At 69.1% G+C, this 25,941-nt stretch carries 27 protein-coding genes and 2 pseudogenes; 15 read left to right on the top strand and 14 right to left on the bottom strand.

Features of this window, described 5'->3' with window-relative positions; all coding sequences use genetic code 11:
* Positions 1-165: 165 nt before the first annotated feature.
* Positions 166-1,710: a methionine--tRNA ligase gene (gene metG, locus ACFXJ8_RS41960; RefSeq protein WP_379650842.1), complete on the bottom strand. Its 1,545-nt coding sequence runs from the start codon at positions 1,708-1,710 to the stop codon at positions 166-168.
* Positions 1,711-1,774: 64 nt separating this feature from the next.
* Positions 1,775-3,004: a glycosyltransferase family 2 protein gene (locus ACFXJ8_RS41955; RefSeq protein ID WP_379650840.1), complete on the bottom strand. Its 1,230-nt coding sequence runs from the start codon at positions 3,002-3,004 to the stop codon at positions 1,775-1,777.
* Between the two features lie 284 nt (positions 3,005-3,288).
* Between ACFXJ8_RS41955 and ACFXJ8_RS41950 the strand changes: the two genes are divergently transcribed.
* Positions 3,289-4,767 carry a hypothetical protein gene (locus ACFXJ8_RS41950; RefSeq protein ID WP_379650838.1) on the top strand — a complete coding sequence of 493 codons (1,479 nt, stop codon included), beginning with the start codon at positions 3,289-3,291 and terminating at the stop codon, positions 4,765-4,767.
* Here the strand turns inward: ACFXJ8_RS41950 and ACFXJ8_RS41945 are convergent.
* Both ACFXJ8_RS41945 and rsmI read right to left on the bottom strand, forming a co-directional pair.
* Positions 4,718-6,220, bottom strand: a complete 1,503-nt coding sequence (locus ACFXJ8_RS41945; protein ID WP_379650837.1) for a dolichyl-phosphate-mannose--protein mannosyltransferase — start codon at positions 6,218-6,220, stop codon at positions 4,718-4,720. The genes ACFXJ8_RS41950 and ACFXJ8_RS41945 overlap by 50 nt on opposite strands.
* Positions 6,221-6,283: 63 nt before the next feature.
* The gene (rsmI, locus tag ACFXJ8_RS41940; protein WP_379650835.1) at positions 6,284-7,132 is read right to left on the bottom strand and encodes a 16S rRNA (cytidine(1402)-2'-O)-methyltransferase; all 849 of its coding nucleotides are present in this window, start codon (positions 7,130-7,132) and stop codon (positions 6,284-6,286) included.
* A gap of 78 nt (positions 7,133-7,210) precedes the next feature.
* Here rsmI and ACFXJ8_RS41935 point away from each other — a divergent pair, with 78 nt between their 5' ends.
* The 4 genes from ACFXJ8_RS41935 to ACFXJ8_RS41920 all read left to right on the top strand — a co-directional run bounded on the left by ACFXJ8_RS41935 (position 7,211) and on the right by ACFXJ8_RS41920 (position 12,002).
* Complete coding sequence (locus ACFXJ8_RS41935) at positions 7,211-8,818, top strand: dolichyl-phosphate-mannose--protein mannosyltransferase (protein ID WP_379650833.1); 1,608 nt, start codon at positions 7,211-7,213, stop codon at positions 8,816-8,818.
* 114 nt (positions 8,819-8,932) lie between these two features.
* On the top strand, positions 8,933-10,105 hold the full coding sequence (locus ACFXJ8_RS41930) for a hypothetical protein (protein WP_379650831.1): 1,173 nt from the start codon (positions 8,933-8,935) through the stop codon (positions 10,103-10,105).
* Between the two features lie 139 nt (positions 10,106-10,244).
* The gene (locus tag ACFXJ8_RS41925) at positions 10,245-11,276 is read left to right on the top strand and encodes an AI-2E family transporter (RefSeq protein ID WP_379650829.1); all 1,032 of its coding nucleotides are present in this window, start codon (positions 10,245-10,247) and stop codon (positions 11,274-11,276) included.
* 147 nt (positions 11,277-11,423) lie between these two features.
* On the top strand, positions 11,424-12,002 hold the full coding sequence (locus tag ACFXJ8_RS41920; RefSeq protein ID WP_379650827.1) for a hypothetical protein: 579 nt from the start codon (positions 11,424-11,426) through the stop codon (positions 12,000-12,002).
* Between the two features lie 14 nt (positions 12,003-12,016).
* Here the strand turns inward: ACFXJ8_RS41920 and ACFXJ8_RS41915 are convergent, their stop codons facing one another.
* The gene (locus tag ACFXJ8_RS41915; protein ID WP_379650825.1) at positions 12,017-12,919 is read right to left on the bottom strand and encodes a DMT family transporter; all 903 of its coding nucleotides are present in this window, start codon (positions 12,917-12,919) and stop codon (positions 12,017-12,019) included.
* Between the two features lie 111 nt (positions 12,920-13,030).
* On the opposite strand from ACFXJ8_RS41915, the gene ACFXJ8_RS41910 reads away from it, so the two are divergent.
* Positions 13,031-14,221: an FAD-dependent monooxygenase gene (locus tag ACFXJ8_RS41910; protein ID WP_379650823.1), complete on the top strand. Its 1,191-nt coding sequence runs from the start codon at positions 13,031-13,033 to the stop codon at positions 14,219-14,221.
* Here the strand turns inward: ACFXJ8_RS41910 and ACFXJ8_RS41905 are convergent.
* Positions 14,215-14,589: a MerR family transcriptional regulator gene (locus ACFXJ8_RS41905; protein WP_379650821.1), complete on the bottom strand. Its 375-nt coding sequence runs from the start codon at positions 14,587-14,589 to the stop codon at positions 14,215-14,217. The two genes, ACFXJ8_RS41910 and ACFXJ8_RS41905, sit on opposite strands and share 7 nt — an antisense overlap.
* A 108-nt stretch (positions 14,590-14,697) precedes the next feature.
* Here ACFXJ8_RS41905 and ACFXJ8_RS41900 point away from each other — a divergent pair, with 108 nt between their 5' ends.
* The 5 genes from ACFXJ8_RS41900 (at position 14,698) to ACFXJ8_RS41880 (ending at position 17,587) form a co-directional block, all read left to right on the top strand.
* Complete coding sequence (locus ACFXJ8_RS41900; RefSeq protein ID WP_379650819.1) at positions 14,698-15,348, top strand: SDR family NAD(P)-dependent oxidoreductase; 651 nt, start codon at positions 14,698-14,700, stop codon at positions 15,346-15,348.
* Between the two features lie 105 nt (positions 15,349-15,453).
* Entirely contained in the window at positions 15,454-15,588 is a 135-nt protein-coding gene (locus ACFXJ8_RS41895) for a hypothetical protein (protein WP_379650817.1), read from the top strand.
* On the top strand, positions 15,585-16,316 hold the full coding sequence (locus ACFXJ8_RS41890; protein WP_379650816.1) for an SRPBCC domain-containing protein: 732 nt from the start codon (positions 15,585-15,587) through the stop codon (positions 16,314-16,316). The genes ACFXJ8_RS41895 and ACFXJ8_RS41890 overlap by 4 nt, the downstream gene beginning before the upstream one ends.
* A gap of 24 nt (positions 16,317-16,340) precedes the next feature.
* Positions 16,341-16,937: a dihydrofolate reductase family protein gene (locus ACFXJ8_RS41885; protein ID WP_379650815.1), complete on the top strand. Its 597-nt coding sequence runs from the start codon at positions 16,341-16,343 to the stop codon at positions 16,935-16,937.
* A gap of 59 nt (positions 16,938-16,996) precedes the next feature.
* Positions 16,997-17,587, top strand: coding sequence for a DinB family protein (locus ACFXJ8_RS41880; protein ID WP_379650814.1), 591 nt, complete (start codon positions 16,997-16,999; stop codon positions 17,585-17,587).
* Between the two features lie 5 nt (positions 17,588-17,592).
* Here ACFXJ8_RS41880 and ACFXJ8_RS41875 read toward each other — a convergent pair whose 3' ends face one another.
* The 5 genes from ACFXJ8_RS41875 to ACFXJ8_RS41855 all read right to left on the bottom strand — a co-directional run bounded on the left by ACFXJ8_RS41875 (position 17,593) and on the right by ACFXJ8_RS41855 (position 21,297).
* Positions 17,593-18,762 (bottom strand): SMI1/KNR4 family protein, encoded by a 1,170-nt coding sequence (locus ACFXJ8_RS41875; protein ID WP_379650812.1) that lies wholly within the window; start codon positions 18,760-18,762, stop codon positions 17,593-17,595.
* 119 nt (positions 18,763-18,881) lie between these two features.
* Positions 18,882-19,070 carry a hypothetical protein gene (locus ACFXJ8_RS41870; protein ID WP_379650810.1) on the bottom strand — a complete coding sequence of 63 codons (189 nt, stop codon included), beginning with the start codon at positions 19,068-19,070 and terminating at the stop codon, positions 18,882-18,884.
* Positions 19,067-19,600: a MerR family transcriptional regulator gene (locus ACFXJ8_RS41865; protein WP_379650808.1), complete on the bottom strand. Its 534-nt coding sequence runs from the start codon at positions 19,598-19,600 to the stop codon at positions 19,067-19,069. The genes ACFXJ8_RS41870 and ACFXJ8_RS41865 overlap by 4 nt, the downstream gene beginning before the upstream one ends.
* 10 nt (positions 19,601-19,610) lie before the next feature.
* Positions 19,611-20,471, bottom strand: a complete 861-nt coding sequence (locus ACFXJ8_RS41860) for an SDR family NAD(P)-dependent oxidoreductase (protein WP_379650806.1) — start codon at positions 20,469-20,471, stop codon at positions 19,611-19,613.
* A 190-nt stretch (positions 20,472-20,661) separates the two neighbouring features.
* Positions 20,662-21,297 (bottom strand): TetR/AcrR family transcriptional regulator, encoded by a 636-nt coding sequence (locus ACFXJ8_RS41855; protein ID WP_379650804.1) that lies wholly within the window; start codon positions 21,295-21,297, stop codon positions 20,662-20,664.
* A gap of 105 nt (positions 21,298-21,402) precedes the next feature.
* On the opposite strand from ACFXJ8_RS41855, the gene ACFXJ8_RS41850 reads away from it, so the two are divergent.
* Complete coding sequence (locus ACFXJ8_RS41850; protein WP_379650803.1) at positions 21,403-22,014, top strand: NADPH-dependent FMN reductase; 612 nt, start codon at positions 21,403-21,405, stop codon at positions 22,012-22,014.
* Positions 22,011-22,235 carry a hypothetical protein gene (locus tag ACFXJ8_RS41845; RefSeq protein WP_379650801.1) on the top strand — a complete coding sequence of 75 codons (225 nt, stop codon included), beginning with the start codon at positions 22,011-22,013 and terminating at the stop codon, positions 22,233-22,235. Before ACFXJ8_RS41850 ends, ACFXJ8_RS41845 begins: the two co-directional genes overlap by 4 nt.
* A 30-nt stretch (positions 22,236-22,265) precedes the next feature.
* Here the strand turns inward: ACFXJ8_RS41845 and ACFXJ8_RS41840 are convergent, their stop codons facing one another.
* The 3 genes and pseudogenes from ACFXJ8_RS41840 to ACFXJ8_RS41830 form a co-directional block, all read right to left on the bottom strand.
* Positions 22,266-23,264, bottom strand: coding sequence for a polysaccharide deacetylase family protein (locus ACFXJ8_RS41840; RefSeq protein WP_379650799.1), 999 nt, complete (start codon positions 23,262-23,264; stop codon positions 22,266-22,268).
* Positions 23,265-23,427: 163 nt separating this feature from the next.
* A complete protein-coding gene (locus ACFXJ8_RS41835; protein WP_379650797.1) occupies positions 23,428-24,384 on the bottom strand; it encodes a S41 family peptidase in 957 nt (318 codons plus the stop codon).
* 17 nt (positions 24,385-24,401) lie between these two features.
* A pseudogene (locus ACFXJ8_RS41830) lies at positions 24,402-24,586 on the bottom strand (GNAT family N-acetyltransferase); the annotation flags it as partial.
* 426 nt (positions 24,587-25,012) lie between these two features.
* Between ACFXJ8_RS41830 and ACFXJ8_RS41825 the strand changes: the two are divergent.
* Together ACFXJ8_RS41825 and ACFXJ8_RS41820 are read left to right on the top strand one after the other, a co-directional pair.
* A pseudogene (locus ACFXJ8_RS41825) lies at positions 25,013-25,330 on the top strand (tyrosine-type recombinase/integrase); the annotation flags it as partial.
* A gap of 45 nt (positions 25,331-25,375) precedes the next feature.
* The gene (locus ACFXJ8_RS41820; protein ID WP_379650795.1) at positions 25,376-25,573 is read left to right on the top strand and encodes a hypothetical protein; all 198 of its coding nucleotides are present in this window, start codon (positions 25,376-25,378) and stop codon (positions 25,571-25,573) included.
* Positions 25,574-25,941 lie beyond the last annotated feature (368 nt).

Here is a 25,941-nt window from a genome sequence, read left to right as displayed (position 1 = left end):
TCTGACGGACTGGATGAGACGAGCGGAGTGACGGGAGACTGTCACGCTCCGTTCTGTGGGAGCCCGGAGGTGAGACTCCTCCGGGCCACCCGGCGAGCTGGGCTCCCCCCGGAGGGCCAGCCCGAGCCGCTCCGCGCGGAGCGCGGCCCGGCGACGGCCCATGCCCTACTCGGCGCTCTCCAGGCGGGGGAAGAGGATCTCGCCCTTCACGACCCGGGCTCCGGCGGGCAGCCTGCCCCACTGCCCGGCCTCGTCGATCCGCTGCGTGCTCAGCGCGCCCAGGTGCTGCTCGGCGCCCAGCGAGGCCCACAGCTTCTCGGCCGTGACCGGCATCACCGGGTTGAGCAGGACGGCGACCGCCCGCAGCGACTCGGCGGCCGTGTAGAGGATCGTCGCCAGCTTGGCGCGCCCCTCCTCGGAGGTGTCCTTGGCCACCTTCCACGGCTCCTGCTCGCTGAGGTACCCGTTGACCAGCTTCACGAACTCGAAGATCGCCCCGAGGCCGCCGGCGAAGTCGAGCTCGTCACCGATCGCCCGGTCGGCCTTGGCCACGGTCTCGGCCAGCGCGGTCGCGATGGCCTCCTCCCGGACGGCGGCGGCGGGCAGGTCGCCGTCGAAGTACTTGCCGACCATGGCCGCGACCCTGGAGGCCAGGTTGCCGAAGTCGTTGGCCAGTTCGGAGGTGTAGCGGGCGGTGAAGTCCTCCCAGGAGAACGAGCCGTCCTGGCCGAAGGGGATCGCCCGCAGGAAGTAGTAGCGGTAGGCGTCGACGCCGAAGTGGGCGGTGAGCTGTTGCGGCGAGATGCCGGTCAGGTTGGACTTGCTCATCTTCTCGCCGCCGACCATCAGCCAGCCGTTGGCGAAGACCTTGCCCGGCAGCGGCAGCCCGTTGGCCATGAGCATCGCGGGCCAGATGACGGCGTGGAAGCGCAGGATGTCCTTGCCCACCAGGTGGACGTTGGCCGGCCAGATCTGCTCGAAGCGGGCGGAGTCGGAGCCGTAGCCGACCGCGGTGGCGTAGTTGAGCAGGGCGTCGACCCACACGTAGATGACGTGCTTGTCGTCCCACGGGATCGGGATGCCCCAGTCGAAGGTGGAGCGGGAGATCGACAGGTCCTGCAGGCCCTGCTTGACGAACTGCAGGACCTCGTTACGCGCGGAGGCGGGCTGGACGAAGTCGGGGTTGGCCTCGTAGAACTCCAGCAGGCGCTCGCCGTACTCGGAGAGCTTGAAGAAGTAGTTGTCCTCGCGCAGCCACTCGACGGGGCGCTTGTGTATCGGGCAGAGGTCGCCTTCCAGCAGCTCGCCGGGGGTCTTGAACTCCTCGCAGCCGACGCAGTAGGGGCCCTCGTAGCCGCCCTTGTAGATCTCGCCCTTGTCGTAGAGGTCCTGGACGAACTCCTGGACCCGCTCGGTGTGGCGCTTCTCCGTGGTGCGGATGAAGTCGTCGTTGGCGATGTCGAGGTGCTGCCAGAGCGGCTTCCACGCCTCCTCGACGAGCTTGTCGGCCCACTCCTGCGGGGTGACGCCGTTGGCCTCGGCGGTGCGCATGATCTTCTGGCCGTGCTCGTCGGTGCCCGTGAGGTACCACACCTGCTCGCCACGCTGGCGGTGCCAGCGCGTCAGCACATCGCCCGCGACGGTCGTGTAGGCGTGGCCCAGGTGGGGAGCGTCGTTGACGTAGTAGATCGGCGTGGAGACGTAGAACATGACACCAAGACTAAGGCTCGGGCCAAGCGTCTTGCGCGGCATCGCGAAGAGGCCGCGCCGGGCTTCAGCTCTGGGGGGTCGAGGACTGCTCGCGGCTGACCGCCTCCGCCGCCTCCTCGGCCGCCTTGGCGGCGACGTCGATGGCCGTCTCCCTGGTGCGCCTGATGCCCAGGATGCTGACGAACAGGGCGGCGAAGATGGTCTGGAAGCTCATGATGAGCGCGGTCGCGGACGGCACGACGATGCGCAGCGACTCGCGCGGGTCGAGCGCGCCGAAGCTGCGGACCTGCCAGTGGACCAGCGACATCACCAGACCGACCAGGCCGGCGACGGCGAGCAGGCCGCCGACGATCAGGCCCTTCTCCAGCGTGACGATGCTGATCAGTTTGCGGATGCGCGGTGATTCCGGCAGGAATCCCTCTTCGGCCGCATAGACCTTCGTGAACAGGGCGAACAGCGCCGCCTGGAAGCCGATCACCACCGCGGCGGACGCGCCGACCAGCGTGTCGACGTCGAAGGCGAGCTCGCCGATCTCGACCGGACCAAACGTCAGCGCGGCCCCGGCGACCAGGCCGATCGCCATCAGGACGAGGCCGGGGATGAAGAACAGCCACTTCGGGCTGTAGAGGAGCAGGAAGCGCAGGTGGCGCCAGCCGTCGCGCCACGAGCGCAGGTGCGGCGGGCGGGAGCGGCCGTCGGGTGAGAGCGTGGTGGGCACCTCGCGCACGTCGAGCCCCTGCAGCGTGGACTTGACCACCATCTCGCTGGCGAACTCCATGCCGCCGGTCTGCAGGCCGAGCCGCAGGATCGACTCGCGGCGGAAACCGCGAAGACCGCAGTGGAAGTCGCCGATCGCGCTGGGGAAGAACAGCCTGCCGACGAACGACAGGACGGGGTTGCCCAGGTAGCGGTGCAGCGGGGGCATGGCGCCCGGCGCGATGCCGCCCTTGAAGCGGTTGCCCATCACCAGGTCGGCCCCGTCGCGCAGCTGCTCGACGAACGGCAGCAGCGCGGTGAAGTCGTAGGAGTCGTCGGCGTCGCCCATGATGACGTACTTGCCGCGGGCGGCGCGGATGCCGCCCATGAGGGCGTTTCCGTAGCCCTTCGCCTCCACGTGGACCACGCGAGCGCCGGCGTCACGGGCGAGCTGCTGCGAGCCGTCCGTGCTCCCGTTGTCGGCGATCAGGACCTCGCCCTCGATGCCGTGCTCCTGCATGCAGGCAACAGCCTTGCGCACGCAGACTTCCACGGTCTCCGCCTCGTTGAGGCAGGGCATGACCACCGTCAGTTCCACGTCTAGACCCTTCAGTCACGGCACTTCCAGCCAACCATCATGCCCTGTGCCCCGAGGTGGTCGGGTCAAGTCCTCAAAACGGCTGGCATTCTTTAGGGAATCTTCGGCGAAGACCCCAATGGTAGGATCGAACCGCTCGGCGCTGTCGCTGCTGGGTCTACCGCGGGAAGGACTATCCGGTCCTCTGCATCAGGAGCGGTGGAGGTCAAAGCATGGTGAGCGTTGCCGAGAGAACGCGTGTCGAGCCTTCCGTCCCAGGGCGAAAGGCTCGTTTGCTGTCCTTTGTGGGCAGACATCGCTTGTTCTTCACCGCCTTCGCGCTCGGCGCGTTGCTGCGGCTCGTCGCGATGCTCGGCTACGGCCCGGCGATGTGGTTCAACGACTCCTACGAGTACGTCTCGGTGGCGCTGCACCCGAGGCCGAGCGCGGTCAGGCCGGACGGCTACAGCTTCTGGCTGATGCTGCTGCGCCCCTTCCACAGCTTCTCCCTGGTGGTCTTCACCCAGCACCTGATGGGCCTGGCCACCGGCGTGCTCATATACGCGCTGCTGCGCAGGAAGTTCGCGCTGCCCAAGTGGGGCGCGACGCTGGCCGCCGTCCCCGTGCTGTTCGACGCCTACCAGATCCAGCTCGAGCAGATGGTGATGTCCGACACGATGTTCACCCTGCTGGTCGTGGGCGTCATCACAATGGTCCTGTGGCACCGGCGCATGTCGTGGAAGGTCGGCGCGGTCGTCGGGTTCCTGCTCGCGCTCACCGCGCTGACCCGCTCCATCGGGCTGCCGATCCTCGGCCTGGTCGTCGTCTACATGCTGATCAAGCGCACCGGCTGGAAGCCGATCGTGGCGATGGTCACGGCCTGCGCCATCCCCGTCGTCGCCTACATGACGTGGTTCTACACGGCCTTCGGCAAGTTCGCGATGACCAACAGCGACGGCCTCATCCTCTACATGCGAGTGTCGATCTTCGCCGACTGCAAGAAGATGGACCTGGAGCTGCCGCGCGAGCTGCCGCTGGCCTTCATGTGCATCGAGGAGCCCGTCAGCAAGCGGATCGGTTACGCGCAGTGGTACCTGTGGGGCACCGGTAGCGGCAACGGCAACGGCGGCGGCGAGGTGCTGCACCGGCTGCCGGGCAAGGTGAAGTTCGACGACTTCAAGAACGAGGTGGCCAGCGAGTTCGCCAAGCGCGCGATCCTGGCCCAGCCCGGCGACTATCTCGGGGTCGTCGCGCGCGACTTCATGCGGGCCTTCACCTGGGGCAGGCCGCGCTTCCCCGACCCGAAGACCTACAACATGTACCAGTTCCAGCCGTATTACGATCTCGACGCCAACGGCAAGCCCAAGCGGCTGCCGCAGTGGGCGACCGTGGGCGGCAGGGCCGACACCGACGCGTTCATGTACGAGCAGGGCCCAGCGGAGACCAGGATCGTGCACCCGTGGGCCGACATCATGAGCGCCTACCAGAAGGTGTTCTACCTTCAGGGCGTGATGCTCGGCGGCATCCTGCTGATCGGCCTGGCGGGCGTGGTCGTCAGGTGGCGCAACCTGGGCGGTCCTGTGCTGCTGCCGTGGCTGGGGGCGTTCGGGCTGATCCTGGCGCCCGCCGCCACGGCCGAGTTCGACTACCGCTACCTGCTGCCCGCCGTACCGCTGGCGTGCATCGCGGCGGCGATCACGCTCAGGCACGGGATCAGGCTGCGCCGCTCCGCGATCACACCCACGAGCGCATCAGCATCCGAGCCCACCACTGTGCGAACGTGATCGTCTCCGCCGACAGGATCGGGTAGAGCCACCAGAAGTTGATCAGCACGACGAGCGCGCACGCGCCGACGGCGGCCGCGCCCGCGGCCCGCCTGACCGGCGGCCCGCTCGCGGGGCCGAGCGCGAGACCGGCGACGAGCACGAGCGCCAGCACCATGAACGGCACGACGGGGATCATGTAGAACAGGTACATCGTGCGGTTGTCGGCGATCGCGTAGTAGAACCACGGCAGCCAGCCCGCGCCGTAGCCGAGCAGCACCGCGCCCGCCCGCCAGTCGCGCCTGGCCACGTACCACGCGACGAGCGCCAGCAGCGCGAGCAGCGCCAGATACCAGAGGGCGGGCGTGCCGACGCCCAGCACCGCCGAGGAGCACTTGTCGGCGCCGCAGCCGGTGGGCGGCGGCTTGCTCGGGTAGTAGAACGACACGGGGCGCTGCAGCAGCGGCCACTGCCACGGCTCCGACATGTACGGATGATCGTCGGCCATCCCGGTGTGGAAGCCCAGCACCTGCAACTGGTAGCCGAGCCACGAGCGCAGCGAGTCGATGACGAAGAACGCGGGCCCGGCCTGCGTGGCCTGCTCCCAGTTGCGCCCCCAGCCCTCCGCCCGCACGAACCAGCCGGTCCAGCTGAGGGTGTAGACGACCGCGGGGGCCAGGGCCAGCGCCCCGAGCGCGCCGGTCAGATCCCGCAGCACCACCCCCCTGTACGGCTGCCGCAGCCCGAGCGCCCGCCGCGCCCCCGCGTCCCACATCAGGGACAGGACGGCGAAGGCCAGCAGGAAGAAGATCCCCGACCACTTGACCGCGCACGCCGCCCCGAGGCACACGCCGGCGGCCAGCCGCCACGGCCTGACGCCCAGCCACGGCCCCGTCGCGCTGGGCAGGGAGGTTTCGTACCAGTCGGACAGGCGTTGCCTGGCCAGGTCCCTGTCGACCACGAGGCAGGCGAACCCGGCCAGCACCCAGAACATCAGGAAGATGTCGAGCAGCGCGTTGCGCGACAGCACGAAGTGGAGGCCGTCGAGCGCGAGCAGCAGCCCGGCCAGGCAGCCCAGCAGCGTGGAGCGGGTCATCCGGCGCGCGACCCTGGCGATGATCAGGATCGAGAGCATGCCCACCAGCGCGCCGGCGAAGCGCCAGCCGAAGGGGTTCAGGCCGAACATCCACTCGCCGACCGCGATCATCCACTTGCCGAGCGGCGGGTGCGCGACGTACTCGGCGCACTCCGCGACGGTCGGGCACTTCTTCCAGAAGTCGAGGTCGCCCGCGAGGATCATCCGGTCGGCGATCGGGTTCTTGGTGTCGCCGAGCGCCACCCGTTCGACGCCGAACGTCAGCAGCGCGTAGGCGTCCTTGATGTAGAACGTCTCGTCGAAGACGACCGCGTGCGGCTCACCGAGCCGAAAGAACCTCAGGAATCCCCCGAAGGCGGTGACCAGGAGCGGCCCCACCCATCCCCATAACGTGTCAACCGGCATGGGGGGAACTAGTCGCCTATTTCCCACCTTGGCACACTAAGGCGTCGGCGATCTCCTGTGAACCGCGTCGTAGAGCTCGCGCTTGGGCACCCCCGCCTCCTTGGCCACCTCGATGACGGCCTGCTTGCGCTGGACCCCCTCGGCCGCCCGCCGATCGACCTCGGCCACGAGCGCGTCGAGGTCGGGCGGGCCCGCGTCGGGGACATGGCCGACGACGACCACGGTGATCTCACCCTTCACCCCGCCGGCCGCCCAGTCGGCGAGCTCGGCCAGGCCGCCCCGCCGTACCTCCTCGTAGGTCTTGGTCAGCTCGCGGCACACGGCGGCCCTGCGCTCGGGGCCGAACGCCTCGGCCATCGCCCGCAGCGCCGCCTCCAGGCGGTGCGGGGCCTCGAAGAACACCATCGTGCGCTCCTCCCCGGCCAGCGCGGCGAGCCTGCGGGCGCGCTCGCCCGGCTTGCGGGGCGGGAAGCCCTCGAAGCAGAACCTGTCGCTGGGCAGGCCGGAGACGGCCAGCGCGGTGGTGACGGCCGACGGCCCCGGTAGCGCGGTGACGGTGATGCCCGCCTCGACGGCCATGCTGGTCAGGCGGTAGCCGGGGTCCGACACGCCCGGCATGCCCGCATCGGTGATCACCAGGACCGTGCGGCCGTCGAGGAGCGACTCCATCAACTCGGCGGCGCGGGCGGCCTCGTTCTGGTCGTAGTAGGAGACGATCCGGCCGCCGATCTCGGCGCCGAGGTCGTGGGCCAGCCTGCGCAGCCGCCTGGTGTCCTCGGCCGCGACGACATCGGCGCTCTCCAGCGCGTCACGTAGTCTTGGTGACGCGTCGCCGACCTGTCCGATCGGCGCGCCCGCCAGCACCAGCCTGCCCTGTTGTCTCACCTGGCCATTGTGTCAGGCAGCCCCAAATGGGCGGTGTTTCTTACGTAACCACCGCGTTGGGGCCCCTACGATGTCCGAATGGCCGTGACCGATTTCCCGCACAAGGCCTTCTCCGAGTCAGAGGGCGAGTCTGGGCGTTCCCTACGCGACAGACTGGTCCCCTCCATGCCGGGAAGCGCGCTGTGGGGCTGGATCGGGCCGCTGGTCGTGGCCGTGTTCGGGGCGGTGCTCCGCTTCATCGACCTCGGCAAGCCGAAGGCCGTGGTCTTCGACGAGACCTACTACATGAAGGACGGCTTCTCCCTGCTCACCTGGGGGGTCGAGCGCGTCACCGTCAAGGACGCCGACAAGCTCGTCCTCGCCGGCCGTACCGGTGAGATCTGGAAGCAGTGCGCGGCCGACAAGATCAGCGAGTGCGCGTCCTACGTCGTCCACCCGCCGCTGGGCAAGTGGATGATCGCCTCGGGCGAGTGGCTGTTCGGGCTCAACTCCTTCGGATGGCGGGCGGCCGCCGCCCTCGTCGGATCCCTGTCGATCCTGATCATCGCCAGGGTCGCCCGCCGGATGACCCGCTCCACGCTGCTCGGCTGCTTCGCGGGGCTGATGCTGGCGCTCGACGGCCTGGCGTTCGTGCTGTCGCGTACCGCGCTGCTCGACGTCTTCCTGATGTTCTGGGTGCTGGCCGGGTTCGCCTGCCTCGTGGCCGACAGGGACAAGTCCCGATCCCGGCTCGTCGACTGGTACGAGACCTCGCCGCTGTCGGACCGTGGCCCCTACCTGGGGGTACGGCCATGGCGGCTGGCGGCGGGCCTGTGCCTGGGCGCGGCCTGCGCGGTCAAGTGGTCGGGCATCTTCTTCCTCATCGCCTTCGCGATCATGTCGATGGTGTGGGACGCGGGCGCCCGCAAGGCGGTCGGGCTGCGCAAGCCGTACGCGGGGACGCTGGAGAAGGACGTGCCGACCGGGCTGATGGCGATGGCGCTGGTGCCCGCGATCACCTACGTCGTCTCGTGGACCGGCTGGTTCGTCAACGCCACCGGCTACGGCCGCAACTGGAGCGAGGCGACCTCGCAGGGCCCCGTCCACTTCGTGATCAGCACGATCAAGTCGTGGCTCGGCTACCACTTCCAGGTGCTCGGCTTCCACAACCAGCTCGACTCCACCCACCCCTACCAGTCCGAGCCGTGGTCGTGGCCGCTGCTGCTGCGCCCAGTCGCCTTCTTCTACGAGGGCAGGCAGAACGCCTGCGGGGCCAAGGACTGCTCGGAGGCGGTGCTCGGCGTCGGCACCCCCGTCATCTGGTACGGCGCGCTCGCCGCGCTCATCGCCATGGTGGCCTGGTACGTCTCCACCCGCGACTGGCGGGCCGGAGCGGTCCTGCTGGCCTACCTGATGGGCTGGCTGCCCTGGTTCTACTGGGCGATCGCCGACAACCGCACCATGTTCCTGTTCTACGCGGCCCCGATGGTGCCGTTCATGGTGCTCGCCCTCACGCTGGCCGCGGGGCTGATCATCGGCCCCTCGACCGCCTCCCCCTCCCGCCGGATGATCGGCGCCGCCGCGATCGGTGCCTTCGCGCTGCTCGCGCTGATCAACTTCGGCTGGCTGTACCCCGTCCTGGCCGGCGAGGTGATCCCCTATGCCGAATGGAACGCTCGCATGCTGTTCAGGTCGCGTTGGATCTGAGACCGCGAACTGTCCGCTGACAACTGGTTTCCTAGGGTAGGCGCCGTGCACGACCCGATACGCACCGGTTTCGGTCATCGTCAGGGCTGGGGTCCATACGGCAAACTTCGAGGCATGCCTGCACCTGACGTGGCCGCGCTTCTCGTGGAGTTGGAGCGATCCGAGCCCGACGTGGCTGACGAAGCCAGGACCGCGGTGGAGTGGCTGACCGGCGGCGAACCGCTGGAGACGGTCACTCAGCTCGACGTGTGCGAGTTCCTCTGGTTCACCCTGCCGATCAAGGTCGACGGCAACCGCGAGAGCACGGCCGTGTCTCTCGGACGGCTGTTGCGGCTCGGCGGCCTCGACCGATATGCCGCGCTCTGCGACTCCCCGACCACGACCGAGATCCTCCGCACCTACGAGCGCGAAGGGGAGGAAGCCGGCACCGCCGCCTACCACCAGGCGCTCAAGGCCACCGGCGTGCTCCCGCCCGACGTGCCCGAGCTGCAGTGGAGCACGATCATGGGGCCCGAGGAGCTGGGCGCGCACGTGGCGTGCTCGGCCGCGCTCGAACTGGCCATGCTGACCGCAGCCGACTTCGACGGCCAGGTCGGCCTCACCCGGCGCTGGCTCACCGAGGCCAGGGCCGAGCTCGGCGGCGACAGCTGGCTGCACAGGGTGCAGGGCGAACGGCTCAACCGCTGGGTGCTCGGCCGCGGCCCCGCCCGCCGCGAACTGGCCCAGCCCTTCGAGGTACGGCTGCACGCGCCCGTTCCCGCCTGCCCGCTGCCCGCGCTCCAGGGCCTGCTGGCGCTGGCCGCCTCGGAGGAGGGCGTGCCGCTGCGGCTGCCGCCCTCGCCCGAGGCCATCGCCCTGCGCGAGCTGGCCGAGCACTCCCTCGGCGCGATCAGGCACTTCGGGACCAGGCTGATCATCACCGCCGAGGGCAGGCGCCTGCTCGGCTCGCCCGACGACCTCTGGGAGGCGGCCACGGCCCTGCTCCTGGCGCAGGGCGACAGCGACCTCACGGTGTCGGCGGGCGAGGCGGCGCTGCTGCTGCTCGCCTCGGGCGACCCGATGCCGTGGCCGTCGCTCTGCGGGAAGGTGTCCGAGGTGATCGGCGGCGAGGGCTGGCGTCCCGATGACGTCGCCAGCACGCTGGCGACGCTCCTGCGCCACATCACGGCGCTGGGGCTCGGCGTCACCCTCGACGGTTCGGTACGGCTGACGCCCGTCGGGCAGTCGGCGGCGCTGGCCGCGCTGCGGGCGCACGCCTTGCGGCCGAGGAAGTACGTCAGCGTCTAATCGCCGCGTTTGCGGGAAGTGGGAGTCCGTGTCGGACCCCACCTCCCGCGCCCCTTCGACTCCCCCCGCAGCCCCGCCCACCGCGCCCGCCGGGTCTGCCGCGCCGGATGGGCCCTCCGCTGTGCGCCCGGCCAGAGGGGTGAGGAGGCCCGGCAGCAACCCGTTCGTCTTCGGGTTCGTCGGCGCGCTCGGCGTCCTCACCGCGTGGCTGCTCGTCCAGGCGATCGGGACCGCCGGATCGATGCTCCTGCTCATCGTGGTGTCGCTGTTCCTGGCGATCGGGCTCAACCCGGCCGTGGAGTTCCTCAGAAGCCACAACGTGTCCAAGCCGCTGGCGATCACGGCGGTGTTCCTGGCAGTCATCCTGGTCTTCGTCGGCTCCGTGGTGGCGCTGGTGCCGCCGCTGACCGAGCAGAGCAGTGAGTTCGTCCAGCGCATCCCCGGCTACGTGCGCCAGCTCCAGTCCAACCCGGTCATCCGCGACCTCGACGAACGCTTCCACCTGCTGGAGCGGCTGGTCGACTACGTCGGCAGCGGCGCGTTCGGAACCCAACTGTTCGGCGGGCTGCTCGGCTTCGGACAGGTCGTCATCGGCGCGATCTTCAACGCGTTGACCGTGCTGGTGCTCACCCTGTACTTCCTCGGATCGATGGCGACGATGAAGGAGACGGGCTACCTGCTGGTGCCCCGCTCCCGGCGGGCGCGCACCCGGCTCATCGGGGACGCGATCATCGACAAGATCGGCGGGTACGTCGCGGGCAACCTGGTCATCTCGCTCATCGCCGGTCTGGCGACGTTCTTCTTCCTGATGATGCTGCGCGTGCCGTACGCGTTGGCGCTGGCGTTGATCGTGGCGCTCACGGACCTGATCCCGCTGGTCGGCGCGTTCATCGGGGCGTTGATCGCCTCCGCGGTCGGGTTCTTCGTCTCCGTGCCCGTGGGCATCGGGTGCGTGGTGTTCTTCATCCTCTACCAGCAGGTGGAGAACTACGTGATCGCGCCGCGGGTCATGCAGAGCTCGGTCGACGTGCCGCCGGTCGCCACCATCGTGGGCGCGCTCATCGGCGGGGCGCTGCTCGGGGTGATCGGGGCGCTGCTGGCCATCCCGCTGGTGGCCGCTCTGTTGATCATCATCCGCGAGGTGGTGCTTCCCCGCCAGGAACGAACGTAACGGAACCGGCGCGGCCCGCCGGCCGGTCGGGTCCGGGGTCGGGGCTGCGAGGGGTCGTGCGAGGGAGGGGATCCCTCTCAGGAGGGAGGCGAGGGATCGCCCGCGGCGGCGATCACACGGGGAGCCCGTTTCGCGAGGATTTCCGGCATGAAGAAGTTCGCGTTCATCGCCGCTCCCCTGCTGGTCCTCGCCTACGGCGTCCTGCGCCTCATCGACGGTCTCGACGGCGAGCGGGGCCCGGGTTTCGCCTGGACCGCCGGCCACCTGGCCTTCCTCGCCGCCCTCGCCCTGTTCGTCCCGATCTTCCTGGAGTTGCGGCGGATGGCGGGCAAGGGCGCCTTCGCCACCGGCAGCGTCGTCGTCGCCTTCGTGGGCATCGCGGCCGTGTCGGTCCAGTTCGCCATCGACATCGTCGTCGGCCTCCTCTCCCCCGACCACGCGTCGATGGGTGTGCGCTTCGACGCGATCCAGGCGATCCCCGGCGTCGAGTTCGCGATCTACGGCGGCCTGCCGCTCCTGTTCTACGTCGCCCAGGCCGCCCTGATCATCCAGCTCGCCGTCCAGCGCAAGGTCAAGGTGTGGACGCCGATCCTGGTCGTGCTCGACTTCACGCTGCCGTTCATCGACCTGGACCTCATTCCGCTCGGCGCGATCTGCCTGCTGATCTCCTTCGTCCAGCTGTCGCGCCAGGTGGGCCCCAGGGGCGCTCACGCTCTGGCCGCCTGACCGCTCCGGCTTGCTCAGCTCACGCTCTGGCTGGTCGACCGCTTCGGTTTGCTGCGTGACACGCCCACACCCGCCAGGCAGAGCAGGCCGCCGAGCAGCGTCAGCCACCCCGGCACCTCGCCGAGCGCCACCCACGACATCAGCACCACGATCGCGGGCACGAGGTAGGTGGTGGCGCCCATCTTGCCCGCCGTCGTCCTGGCCAGCGCGTAGGCCCAGGTCGTGAACGCCAGGGCGGTGGGAAAGACGCCCAGGTAGATGACGTTGGCGGTGGCGCCCACCGACGCCGTGGACACCTCCTCGACCAGCTGTCCGGCGAACGGCAGGCAGGCGGCCGTACCGACGAAGCAGCCGAACGTCGTCACCTGCAGGGCGCTCGCATGGCCGAGGGCGGGCTTCTGGAAAACGACGCCGATGCCGTACGAGATGGCCGCCAGCAGGCACAGCAGGACCCCGGCCAGCGAGGCGCCCCCGCCTTCGGACGCGCCTGCGCCGTCGGACATGGAGACGCCGACCACGGCCGCCCCCGCGAACGAGACCGCGAGCCCGGCGAGCAGGGCGCGCGGAAAGCCCTCCTTGAGCAGCCAGCCGCCGAGGAGGGCGACGACGATCGGGCCGATGTTGACCACCATCGCGGCCGTGCCGGCGTCGACGAGCTGCTCGCCCCAGTTGAGGGCCACCATGTAGAGCCCGAACCACAGCAGCCCCGAGCCGAGGATGCCCGGCCAGGCCGCTCGGGGCGGGACGCCGCCACCGCGCGCCAGCCAGATGACCGCCAGCACCAGGGATCCCGCGAGCAACCTGCCGAGCGCCAGCGCGCCAGGACTGTACTCGGCACCGGCGCTGCGGATCGAGACGAACGCCGAGGCCCACAGCAGGACGGTGACCGCGGCGGCCGCGAGGGCCTTCTTTTCCATGGGTCGAAGACTAGGCCATGGCTCCGACATTTCAGACGCTTGTATTAGACAATCGTGTGAGACGGATGTATGGTTCATGACGTAGGCCGAATCCTCCCCGAAGGAGCCCCCATGAACGTCCTGATCTCGGGCGCGAGCATCGCCGGAACGACCCTCGCCTACTGGCTGCGCCGCCACGGCTTCACCCCGACCGTCGTGGAACGGGCGCCCGACATCCGCGAGGGCGGCTACAAGATCGACATCAGGGGCGCAGCGCTCGAGGTCGTCTCCCGGATGGGCCTCCTCGACGAGATCCGCCGCGAGCGGACCGACGTCCAGGGCGGCTCGATCGTCAACGCGGCCGGCAGGCGGGTGGCCTCCATGGACGGCGACACGTTCGGCGGCCGGGTCGACGAGGACGCGGAGATCCTGCGCGGCGACCTCGCTCAGCTGCTGTACGGCCTGACCCGCGACGAGGTCGACTACCTGTTCGACGACTCCATCGCCACGCTGTCGGAGGGTCCCGACGGCGTCGACGTCGTCTTCGACAGCGGCAGGCGGGGCAGGTTCGACCTGGTGGTCGGGGCCGACGGGCTCCACTCCGCCACGCGCGGGCTAGCCTTTGGGCCCGAGCAGCGGTTCGTGCGGGACCTGGGCTACCACGTCGCGATCTTCAGCGTGCCCAACCACTTGAACCTCGACCGGTGGGAGCTGACCTACGTGGGCGCCGGCCGTACCGCGCTGACCTACAGCACCGCCAAGGACACGGGTGCGAAGGCCATGTTCCTGTTCTCCTCAGGTCCGATCGCCTACGACCACCGCGACCGGGCCCAGCAGCAGCGGATCCTGGCCGACGCCTACGCCGCCGAAGGTTGGGAGGTCCCGCGCCTGCTGGAGGGCATGGCCGCCGCCCCCGACTTCTACTTCGACTCGCTCAGCCAGGTGCACATGGACCACTGGTCCACCGGCAGGGTCGCCCTGGTCGGCGACTCCGCCTACTGCGCCTCGCCCGCGTCGGGGCAGGGCACCAGTCTGGCGCTGGTGGGCGCGTACGTCCTGGCGGGCGAGCTGGCCGCGGCGGGCGGCGACCACCGGGCGGGTTTCGCGGCGTACGAGCGGGAAATGCGGCCCTTCGTCGAGGCCAACCAGCAGCTCGGCCCCGCCAACGTCAAGCGGATGGTGATGCGGAGCAAGGGGCAGATCAGGTTCGTGATGACGATGCTGTCGCTGATGCGCTACCTGCCGGGCAAGGACCGGATGGCGGCCAAGGCGGTCGAGCACATCCACCGGGCGGCCACGGCCATCGCGCTGAAGAGCTACTGATCGGAACCTCGGGCGCTCAGCGCGGTGTCGAGCATCTCGTCGAGCACCTGCTGTGACGCCTGCAGCTGGGTGATCGTCTCGGTGATGCGGGTTCGCTCGTGACGCAGATTGTCGATCATGACGGGGCAGGCCGACGGTACCAGCCGCTCCCCGTCCTCGTGGACGCAGTGCAGGAGCCTGGCGATCACCGCCGTCGGGAGGCCCGCGGCGAGCAGCGTCCGGATATGGCGTACGGCGGCGACGTCCTGGTCGGCGTACTCCCGGTAGCCGTTGGCCAGCCGTACCGGCCTGAGCAGGCCCTGCTCCTCGTAGTAGCGCAGCAGCCGCCGGTTCACCCCCGTCGCGTGGGCGAGGTCCCCGATCCGCATGTCGCCCCCTTGCCAGGGTTGACCCTCACATCGATGTGATGCCTTACGGTCCCCATTGTCGCGCACCGCGCCCGCTGAGGGCGGTCAACCCTGATGGAGGAGAGAACGATGGCTGGAGCTGTGATCATCGGGGCCGGTCCCGGGATCGGGCTGGCGGTCGCCCGCCGGTTCGCGAAGGAAGGCATGCCGCTCGCGCTCATCGCGCGCGGCGAGGTCGCCGCAGACAGCGTCGCCGCGTTGGGAGCGCCGGTCGTCACGATGCGGGCCGACAGCACCGACGAGGAAGGACTGCGCGCCGCCCTCGACGCGGCGGCCGACCGTCACGGGCTGCCCGACGTCGTCGTCTACAACGCCGCGATCATCCAGGCGGACGGCCCTGGCGAGCTGTCGGCACAGGGCCACCTGGACGCGTGGGCGGTCAACGTGGTCGGCGCGCTCACCGCCGCCGCGCACGTCGCGCCCGCAATGGCGCGGCGTGGGAGCGGATCGTTCCTCATCACGGGGGGCATGCCCGAGCCGAAGCGGGAGTACGTGAGCCTGTCGCTGGGCAAGGCGGGGGTCCGCACGCTGGTGACGCTCCTCGACCAGGAGTACGGCGCGGCCGGCGTGCACGTGGCCAGCGTCACCGTGGCGGGGGCCGTCGCGCCGGGCACGGACTTCGACCCCGACGACATCGCCGAACACTACTGGCGCCTGCACGTCCAGCCGCGCGGCCAGTGGGCGCACGAGGTGGTCCACGCGGGACGCGCCCAGGCTTGACCACCAAGCTGCCTGGCCCGCCCTCCTCGCCCCTCGCCCGCCAGGATCAGCGGTTCCCGGCGGCACTTCCTTGACAACTTTATTTGTCGGTAATAGCCTGCGGTCATGCGGGACATCGCCGTGATCGACAACCGGGCCGCCGGCCGTACCGGCTCGGCTGGGTGTCCATGCACCAAGTCCATCGAGCAGGGCCGCGACCACCTGGTCGCCGTCCACCAGAGCACGAGGAAAGCCCCATGACACACCCGTTCGAGCTGAGCCAGGAGATCGAGCTGGGCGCCACGCCCGAGCAGGTCTGGGACGCGATCGCGACCGGGCCGGGCGTCGACTCCTGGTTCATGGGACGCACCGAGCTCGGCACGTCCGCCGACGGTCCCGCCAACCTCACGATGATGGGCCACACCGAGCAGGCCACGATCACCGCCTACGAGCCGGGCGCCCGCCTCGCGACCCGCAGCGCGGAGGCCCCTGACGGCCAGTTCATGGCGCTCGAGTACCTCATCGAGGGACGCGGCGGCGGCACGACCGTGCTGCGGATCGTGCAGAGCGGCATGCTCGGCGACGACTGGGAGACCGAGTTCGAGGCGATGAAGGCCGGCTGGCCCATCTACCTGGAGACGCTCAAGCAGTACCTCACCTACTTCACCGGCCGCACCCCGTCGGTCATGACGGCCCTCCGGCCAGGGGCGGGCGGCCCTGACACCGTCTGGAAGATCGTCACGGAGTCGCTGGGCGTCACGCCGGACGTCGCCGAAGGCGACGCCGTCCGGCTCCCGAACGGCTCCGCCGGTGTCGTCTACTACGCGAACCTGCCGGTCAACCTGGGCATCCGGTCCGACGAGGGCCTTTACAGGTTCATCCACTCCGGTACGGCCCGCGGCGACGTCCTCGTGCTCGGCCACCAGAACTTCGCCGGCCGCGACGAACAGGTCGATTGGGAAGCCTGGACGGCCGAGCGGTTCGGCTGACCGCTGGAATCAAAGGAGAGACCCGTGCGCATCGTGATCATTCAGTTCATGAGCTTGGACGGCGTCGTACAGGCGCCGGGCGGACCCAAGGAGGACACCGACAACGGCTTCGCCCACGGCGGCTGGTCGCACCGGTTCTTCGACCCGGAGGTCGTGGGCGGCGCCTTCGACGACGCGCTGGCCAAGGCCGACGCGCTGCTGTTCGGGCGGCGCACGTGGCAGGTGATGGCCGCGGCGTGGCCCGAGCGAGCCGGTGACCCGTTCGCCGACCGGATGAACGCCATCCCGAAGTACGTCGTGTCCACGACGCTCGGCGACGACGAGCTGGCCTGGAACAACACCACGCGCATTCCGGGCGACAAGGCCGTCGCCGCCATCCGCGAGCTGCGCGAGAGCGATGGCGGCGACCTGCTGGTCATGGGGAGCTCCGCCCTCGCGCGCACCCTCCTGAGCGAGGGTCTGGTCGACGAGCTCCGGCTCATGATCGAGCCGGTGATCCTCGGTGGCGGTAAGCGGATCTTCCCCGAGGACGGTGGGCTGCGCACGCTCGATCTGGTCTCCACGGTCACCAGCGACGCGGGCGTGCACGTGTGCACCTACCGACCGGTCGCCGAAGGGTAGATCTCGGCGCGGCCTCGTGGCCTCCGGGAATGCCGGTGCCGGGTGGCAGAATGCCCGTCATGCTCGAACCAGATCCGAAAGCCGACCTCCACCGATACCTGCAGCTCGCCCGCGAGGCCCTGCTGTGGAAACTCGATGGCCTTTCGGAATACGACATCCGCCGACCGTTGACGCCGACCGGCACCAACCTGCTGGGCCTGGTCAAACATGTGGCCAGCGTCGAGCTGGGCTACTTCGGTGACGTCTTCGACCGGCCGTCCGGCGTGCCGCTGCCCTGGTTCGAGGACGACGCGGAACCGAACGCGCACATGTGGGCGACCGCCGACGAGTCGCGCGAGCAGATCATCGGGCTCTACCACCGATCATGGGCGCACTCCGACGCGACGATCGACGCGCTGACGCTCGACACGATCGGCCACGTGTCGTGGTGGCCGAGCGACAAGAGCCGGGTGACGCTGCACCGGATCCTCGTGCACATGATCGCCGAGACTCACCGGCACGCCGGACATGCCGACATCGTGAGGGAGCTGATCGACGGGACCGCAGGGCTGCGCGACGGCAGCGTCGGCATGACGCAGGCTGACCCGGCATGGTGGGAGACCTACCGGAGCCGGTTGGAGAGCGTGGCGAGGGAAGCCGGCCGCGCATAGCTCTCTCAGCGGAGTTCGGCCTTGGGCTTCCAGTAGCCGACGGAACCGCCGCGCTCCATGGCGTCGGCGGTGGCCTTCAGGAGGGCGTAGTACGACCGGATCCGCACCCCTCCGGGCGTGAAGCTCATGCTGCCCTCGTGATCGGTACGGCCGACGTCGCGCCGCACCGAGTCGATCACCAGGTGGTCGCCCGACCCGTTGGCGCCGATGGGGATCATGCGCCCGTCCCACCATTCGGTTCGTGGGGTGAGCCCCTCGGCAACGTAGTCCTCACCCTCGATCTCGCACAGCGCGCGCCACGTGCCACGGATCTCCTGGACACTCGAGTTCGAGTTGCCGAGGAAGCCGAACCCCCAGACGTCCTTCACAAAGACGGCCCCGTCGTGGCGCAGGAGCGAGGCCCGCAGGTCGTCGGGGAACAGCAAGCCCATCTGCGCCTCCGCCTCCGCGATGGCCTTCGCGTTCCCGGGCTTGCCGAGCGTGCGATAGCTTCGCGGGGCGTTGGACTTCAGCCACGCCTCGATCCGCCGCCACTGCCGGTCCACCGCCCTGGTCACCTTCGCGTTGATCTTCCGTACCTGCGGGGTGGCGGTCCTGGGCAGGCAATCCGAGTCGGGATGCGGCCGCTCCTGCGGCTCCTCACCGTAGTCGGACTGCGGGAAGCGATCACCGTTCGGAGCGCTCTGCCGTTCGATCGCGACAGACAAGCACGCGTCATGGCCATCCGAGGAAGTCTCGGCGCACGGCACGTCTTGGAGCTCATGCTGGTACAGGTAGACGGTCGCCTCACCTGCCGGTTCCTTGGAGAAGACCGCCGACTCCAGGGCTTGAGCGCCGACAGCCAGCAGGAGAAGCGCGAGCCCCGCCATACCCCAGCGGGTCAGGCGGCGCCGGGTGGCCTTGTCCAGCGGCTCCCTTGGCACGTCTTCTTCCACGACACCGTCGAAGACGGACGGCTTGGCGATGTAGCGCTCGAGATCCGCTGCGGTGGGCGCGCCCAGGACCGGCACCGGCGGCCACTGCGATCCGGGTCCGCTCTCCGCCTGGACGGGCGGTTGGACTGGACGCCGCTCCGCAGGACGTCGGCGAGAACGCGCGATCACCACGATCGCCGCCGCCACGACGGCAGCCGAAACCGCGAGCCATAACCCGCGAGAAGTGATCAATCGCCGCACGTCCGGCAGAGTACCCGCAATTCATCGCCACGGAGATCAAGAACCCTCAATCAGCCTGCGGGCCACTCTGCTCCGCTACCAGATCCCAAAAGGCATGGAGAGGCGCCAGTCCAACCGCATCAGGCGCAAGCCGTACACACGTCGGGTTTCGGCGCCGGGTGTCGGGCGGTGAGGACCACGACGGCGGCGGCCACCACAAGACCCAGCAGCGCGGCTTCGACGACGAAAACGGTGACGGTCGGGCCCGGCAGGGTCGCCGACAGCACACCGGCCAGCAGCCCAGACGTACAGCGCAGGGGATGGCTCACCCTGTCAGTGCCCGGTGCAGCGGCTCGTCCTCCCGCGTCGTGCGGCCGGTGTCGAGGGCTTGAACGTCAGGCCCGGTCGAGCCTCCGTACGTGTCGATCTTGTATTCGACCGCCGTGAGCGACAGAGTCAGCTCACGGATCCGGCGACGGATGGTGTCGCGATGTTCGACGAGCATGTCGAGCCGCTCGGGCACCGTGTGCTCCCCGGCCTCGACGAGCGAGATGTAGTGCTGCAGGTCCCGCATCGCCATACCGGACAGCCGCATCCGAGTGAGGAACACCAGGCGCCGCACCGCCCCGGCGTCGTAGACCCGATGACCGTTGCCGTCGCGGGCCACCTCGACCAGCCCCACCCGCTCGTAGTAACGCAGCGTGTGGGGCGAGATGCCGAGCAGGTCGGCGACCTCGGCGATCACCATCGACTCGGGCACGTCGGCCAGGTCGGTCAGGCGGTGGATCGCCTCGACCGACAGCGGTCCGTCGTCCCCCAGCGTTTCGAGCGCCCTGGTCATCAGATCGTCGGTCGCCATGACAGCCAGCCTAAATCGGCCGGGCCGATGCCGGGACACCCTCGTAGTCGGCGCTGCGGGCGGTCTCGGCCCACCGCTCGACCTCCTCCAGACCACGCCGGTACGCACCAGAGATGCGCTCGACCGCCTCGCGCCCAAGCGGCAGCCGCAGCGGTACCTCTTCGCTGTGCGCCAAGGACACGATGATCTCCGCCGCCCGCACCGGGTCACCCTCCTGGAGACCGTCTGTCCCGGCCATGTCCGCGCGGACGTTGGCGAGCAGGTCACGGTAGGTGTCCGAGGCCTCGGTGAACTCGAGCACGTCGGCGGCGTTGAAGTCGGTCCTGAACCGGCTGGGCTCGACGATCATCACGCGGATCCCGAACGGCGCCACTTCCCCAGCCAGGGCCTCGGACCAGCCTTCGAGGGCGAACTTCGACGCGGAGTACGTTGACACGCCGGGGAACGACATCCGCCCACCCTGGCTGCTCATCTGCACGATCGTCCCCGTGCCCCTGCCTCGCATCGCCGGCAGCGCCGCTCGGACCAGCGCTGCGGGGCCGAACAGGTGCAGATCCATCAGCTCACGCAACTGCGCGTCACTGACCTCCTCGACCGCTCCGACCACGGCCCGGCCCGCGTTGTTGACCAGCACGTCCACCTGCCCGAAGCGGTCGAGGGTGTCCTGCACGAGGCCCGCCGCCGCAGCGGTGTCCCGGGCATCGAACGTCGCGATCAGGACGTTGTCCGGGTGGGTAGCCTTCAGATCCGCCACGCTCTCGGGCCGCCGCACCGCCGCCACCACGTGGTCGCCCGCCGCGAGCGCCGACTCCGCAAGAGCGCGCCCGAAACCGCGGGACGCGCCGGTGATGATCCAGGTCTTTGTCGTCATGGCGGGAACGCTAGGGCTTCGAGCACACTCGAACGCAAACCGCCGCGGCCGCACTGCGCAGGCGGCGGATCCCACCGCCTCCTACCGTCCGGCCCGGCTCCGCGGAGCGCTCGGTGCTGATCGTCACGCTCGCCGTGAGCATCGGCACCGCCGCGCGTGCTGCGGGCACACCCCCATAGATCAACCCGCCTCAGCGGAGGTGGCCGTGCAGGAAAGTGTGGACGCCTGCGGCCACGGTCTCGGTGAGCTCTTCGGCGGACGGAGAGGCCTGATGCGCCGGCAACTCGGCTGAGATCAGCAGCAGCAGGTGCAGGGCCGCGCGGTCGGCGTCGTCGATGCGCAGCAGTCCCCGGTCGGCCATCTGTCGCATGTGGCCGGCCAGTTCGCGGCGGACCCGCCGCGGCCCGGTCTCCTGCCAGGCGTCGATCGCTTCCTGAGGAATGTGGCCCGCTTCGGCGTTGATCTGCCTGACCAGGGCGAAGTGGGCGGCGCTGTCGGGCCTCGGTGTCGCCCAATCCCGCCCGAACTCGATGAGGTCGGCCTCCACGTCGGTGACCTTGCGCAGGTGACGCTCGATGATGGCGACCTGGATGTCGGCCGCCCGGGTGGCGCTCTCGTGAATCACGGCCAGGAACAGCTGCGCCTTGTCGGTGAAGTGGTTGTAGATGGTCCGGGTGGACACTCCGGCCCCGGCCGAGATCGCGTCGATGCTGGCTCGCGTGTAGCCGTCACGGGCGAACACCGTCAGCGCGCCGTCCAAAATCGCCTGCCGCTTGCCGGCCAGCCCTCCGCGAGGACGACTCGTGGGGGTGTCTTCCCTGGTCATCTCAGATCCTCCAGCACTATTGCAATCAACGTTTTACTTTTTGCCATGCACGTTGTACTTTACCTCGGGCCGCAGCCCTGCGGCAGACCGAGAGGAAAAGCACTCATGATCAGGATCGCCATCGTCATCGGCAGCACCCGCCCCCGCCGCCGGAGCGCGGTCGCGGCCCGCTGGGTCGCCGACGTCGCCGCCCACCACGCGGCCGTCACCGCCGCAGAAGCGACCTTCGAGATCGTCGACCTGGCCGAATACGGCCTGTCGGTACTGGATGAGCCCCTGCCCGCCCTGTTCGGCGACTACCACCACCCCCACACCCACCAATGGGCCCAGACCATCGCCTTCTTCGACGGCTTCGTCTTCGTCACCCCCGAGTACAACCACTCGGCCCCGGCCGCGCTGAAGAACGCCATCGACTTCCTGTACGCCGAGTGGAACAACAAGGCCGCCGGCTTCGTCAGCCACGGCGTCCACGGCGGCGTGCGCGCCGTGGAGCACCTGCGGCAGGTCATGACCGAACTCCAGGTGGCCAACGTGCGCACCCAGGTCGCGCTGTCGGCCTTCACCGACTTCGAGATCACCGATCCGGCCGAGCCCGGCGCCATCGCTCCAGGCCCGCACCAGGAGCCGACCCTGAACGAACTGCTCGACGAGGTCATCGCCTGGTCAGGCGCCCTGAAGAAGCTCCGCGAGGCAGCCACTCCGGCGGTAGCCGCATGAGCATGCGCTACCTGCTGCTGGGCCTGGAGATCGCGGGCGCGCTCGGGCTCCTGGTTGGCATCTCCTTCCAACCCCTCGGCATCGCCGCAGCGACAGGCGTCGGCGCTCTGGGCGCACACCTGCGGGCCGGTGACGTCAAGGGAGCGCCACCTGTCCCTGGGCGGCGGGCAATCCGGTGGCTCGAGCCCTCTGCCGTCAGGCCGCCGGCTCCAGGGTTGTGAAGGCGACCTCAGTGTCCCTCGGTGGGGTGTTCACGCGTGGGTTGTGCCTCCCTGATCGTTTCTCGCACTGAGCGTGATCGTTTCCCGCGTCCGCCAGGTGGACTGTCGGGGTCGTGACCAAGCCTGCTGTATCGCGCGGTAGTCGATCACAGTGATGTTGTGCCGGCGGAGGAGGTCTCGGGCGGCGGCTGAGGTGAGGAATTCGTAGTCGGTTCGCCGTACGAGCCAGCCGCTGTCGATCGTGCGGGTCTGGGGGGTGCCCAGGCTTGGGTGTACCGCCCATTCGCTGAGCCCGGCCGGTAGATCGCGCAACAGGCGGGAGTACTGGGCTGATTTGTCGTCGATGGCGAGGGAGAAGCTGTCCAGGAAGGGGTTGTCGATCACGGGCAGGCCTTGTCCGCGGATCCTCTGCCGCGCGGGTTGCAACCAGACCCGTACGGCCAGGCCGTACTCCTCGGCCAGCGCCACGGTCAGGTCAAGGATGTCGTCTCGGCCGCCATCGGCCAGACTGTGGAAGTCCAGATGTGTCGGCGCGAGCCCGGCGTCGAGGGCTGCGTGGATCTGTGCTCGGAACTCGAGTTCCACCTCGTCGAGGCGCGCACGGGCGAGCAGCGCGGCACGTCCGGCGGGTGTAGCAGTGAGCAGCAGCCCATGTTCGTCGAGCAGCGAGGGAACCTTCTCCTTCGCGGTCAGCGGCCCCCACCGGTAGTGGGGCGTGTCGCCGACCAGGGTGAGGTGGATGCCGAAGGGGATCTCCGGTCGCCGACGAAGTAGCCGCATGGCGTGGTGCGCGGCCGGGCAGGGCGTCATCAGGCTGCAGGAAGTGGCGATCCCCGACTCGATGGAGTCGATCACCGCGATGTTGATGTCGTGGTGCATGCCCAGGTCGTCGCAGTTGACGATGAGTACCCGAGCATCCGGAGGAAAGCCCAGCAGCTCGGTCGAGGGACGCGAGGGCGGGATCGGCTCTGCGGCATGATCATGCATACGGACAGAGTGGCTGCCGGAGATCACCTCGTGCACGTGCATTTCGAGCCCCACACTCCAGCAGCGCCACCGACCGTTGGTGGACCTGGCCAACACCCGCCAGCGCGCAGCCCCGCCGGCAACCGGACGGCATCACACCGACCGCCGGGTCCCGCACGCCCAGCGGCCAGCCCCTCACCCCTCGACAAGCACCGCTGGCAAGGTGTCACAGAGCGGCGAGGGTCGTGCGGGCCTCCTCGGCGACGACGCGTCGGTAGCCCCGGTCGCCCAGCGTGAGGACATGCTGCAGGGCGAGCTTGTAGGCGTGGTCGAAGGCCTGTTCGGCGGGTAGGGCGATGTCGGGGACGACGCCGACGCCCTCCCAGTTGGTGCCCGTCACCGGGTTGATCGCCATGCCCGAGGGCACCGAGGACTTCAGGTGGGGGCCGACGCGGTAGCGAGTGCCTGGGTTGGCGCCGCCGCCGGTGCGTTCGCCCACGAGGACGGCGCGGCCGCGGGTCTGCAGGTCGTAGGAGAGCGCCTCGGCGCCGGAGAAGGTCTCGGAGCTGGTCAGCACGTAGATCGGCTTGTCGGGGCCGAAGCGCGGGCCGGGTGCGTACGGCAGCGTCCATGACTGCTTGGTGACGCCAGAGGCCCGGTTGTAGATCGAGTTCAGCTGGGTGGCGGGCACGCCGTAGTGGAACAGGTAGGTGCAGAGCAGAGCCACCATTCCGGGCGAGCCGCCGCCGTTGCGGCGCACGTCGAAAAGCAGCACGTCGGTGTCGGCCAGCAGTGTCATGACGGCCACGGCCCGCTCTCCCGCCAGTTGGGGCGCGTGGAACATGGTCGTGTCCAGGTAGCCGATGTTTCCAGCCAGGCGCTCCACGCGGGCGAAGCCGTAGCCGGACAGCATCACCTCCTGCGTGTAAAGGTCCATGTCGAAGGGGTCGTGTTCGGGCACCTCCTCGACGCTGTATTCCAGGCGCAGGTGCTTGTCACCGTTGATCGACTGCAGGTCTGCCGTCACCGCCGCGGCGAAGGCCTCGTCCTGGGAGATGTCGGTGTAGGCGCCCTCGGCCAGTCGCTTCTGGAGCACGCTGGTGATCTCCGAAGCCACCTCTGGGAAGACATAGTGTTCGTCGAGCTGCCGGCAAAGGGCCTCAATCTGCTCTGACCAGTTCATTCGGGCGCTCTAGTCTCACTCTTGTTCGCTTCGTCGAGCCACATGATCGCCGAAGGTACCAGCGTTCCGTCCGGCGCCTCCACCAGGAAGTGCAGGTCGCCGCGGTAAGCTGCCATCTGCTTGACGCCCGGTACCTCTCGGCCGTGTACGCCGGGGGCCAGGCATCCAGATAGGCCTAGACCGCGGCCTCCGGCCCGGCCTTCTTCGGCGGTGCGCTACAAGGCCCTGGCGGCGATCCAGACGAGGCGCTATACCAATATGGATCGAGGCCGTGGAGCGGCGGGCTGAATCGAGGCGGCGGTCGACACCGGCCGGGTCAGTCTGGATGTCCGATTGGCGGCGCTGCTGAAGGGCGAGTGAGCGGTGATGGCCTCCGCCAAGAGCGGGCAGGGCCGCTCCAGCCTCTCGGCAAACTTCGCAAGGCTGCAGCCGAAGGCCAACCGAATACCTGCCCGTACATGCTCTGGTTTCCGCCTCACACGACACAGGCGGGCGGCCTTTGTGGCGGCGGGGCGGCCGGGCGGGACCGGCCCGGAGAGGCCGCACGCCCGCCCGACCGCCCGCCTCCCGACAGGCGGCGGCTTGATCACGTAGGGAAGGGAGGAGGGCGGGCGAGAGCTGGCAGGACAACGACCTCGTGTTCGCGTCCAAGGTCGGCACCGAGCTCGACTCTCACGACGTCCGCCGCTCGTTCCGGGCCAGCCTCAAGAAGGCGGGGCTCACACCGAAGGAGTGGACGCCAAGGGAGGTGCGGCACAGCTTCGTCTCGCTGCTCTCCGACTCGGGCATGCCCATCGAGGCCATCTCACGCCTGGTCGGTCACCGCAACACCAGCGTCACCGAGACCGTCTACCGCAAGCAGCTCCGTCCGGTGCTTCTGGAGGAGGCTGCGGCTATGGACCGGATCTTCCCGAGGGACTCATCCTCGCGAAAGGATCTGACCTAGTGAGACGATCTAGCCCTCATCCACGTTTGCCCCAAAGGACTGTCCATGCAGCGTCACCGCAGTCTGTACCTGCTGCCCTTGATCGTTGGATGGCTGGTCCTGATTCTGGGAGGCTGCGCGGTCATCGCTGAAGCGCCAGGCCCAAACAACGCAGTGACCTTCGTTGTGCTGCTATCAACGTTGGTGTTGGCATGCTTGATCACCGCCGTGGTGATGGTTGTGGGCGAGCGCTGGCCACGGTGAGCGATAGTCACCGGGTGGGGCGTTCACGAGTGTGGAGCTGGGATGAAGGAGAGGCGACGAAGATCGCTTCCCGGATCTAGGTTGATCGTTTCCCGAGGTCGGGGCTGTTTCGGACGGCTTAGCTGTGGGCTCCTGTCGGCTGCGGAGATGCATGGCATCGGCTCAGCGGGGTTTGGTGAGTGACCATAGGGATACCGGAACCTGTCAATTTGATCAAGGCAGTTGAGCTGGGCTAATTCTGTGTTGACTTCTCTGTGGTGTCCTCTTCGGTCGTTGTTGATCCAGGCGGGGCCGGGCAGAGCGGGCGGGGTGGGGATGCCGCCGCTGGCGAAGCGTTCGGGGTGCGTGGCTTGAGCGACGGCCAGAAC

This window comes from Nonomuraea sp. NPDC059194 (assembly GCF_042754765.1).
GTDB lineage: Bacteria > Actinomycetota > Actinomycetes > Streptosporangiales > Streptosporangiaceae > Nonomuraea.
This window is presented reverse-complemented; position numbering and strand designations above follow the sequence as displayed.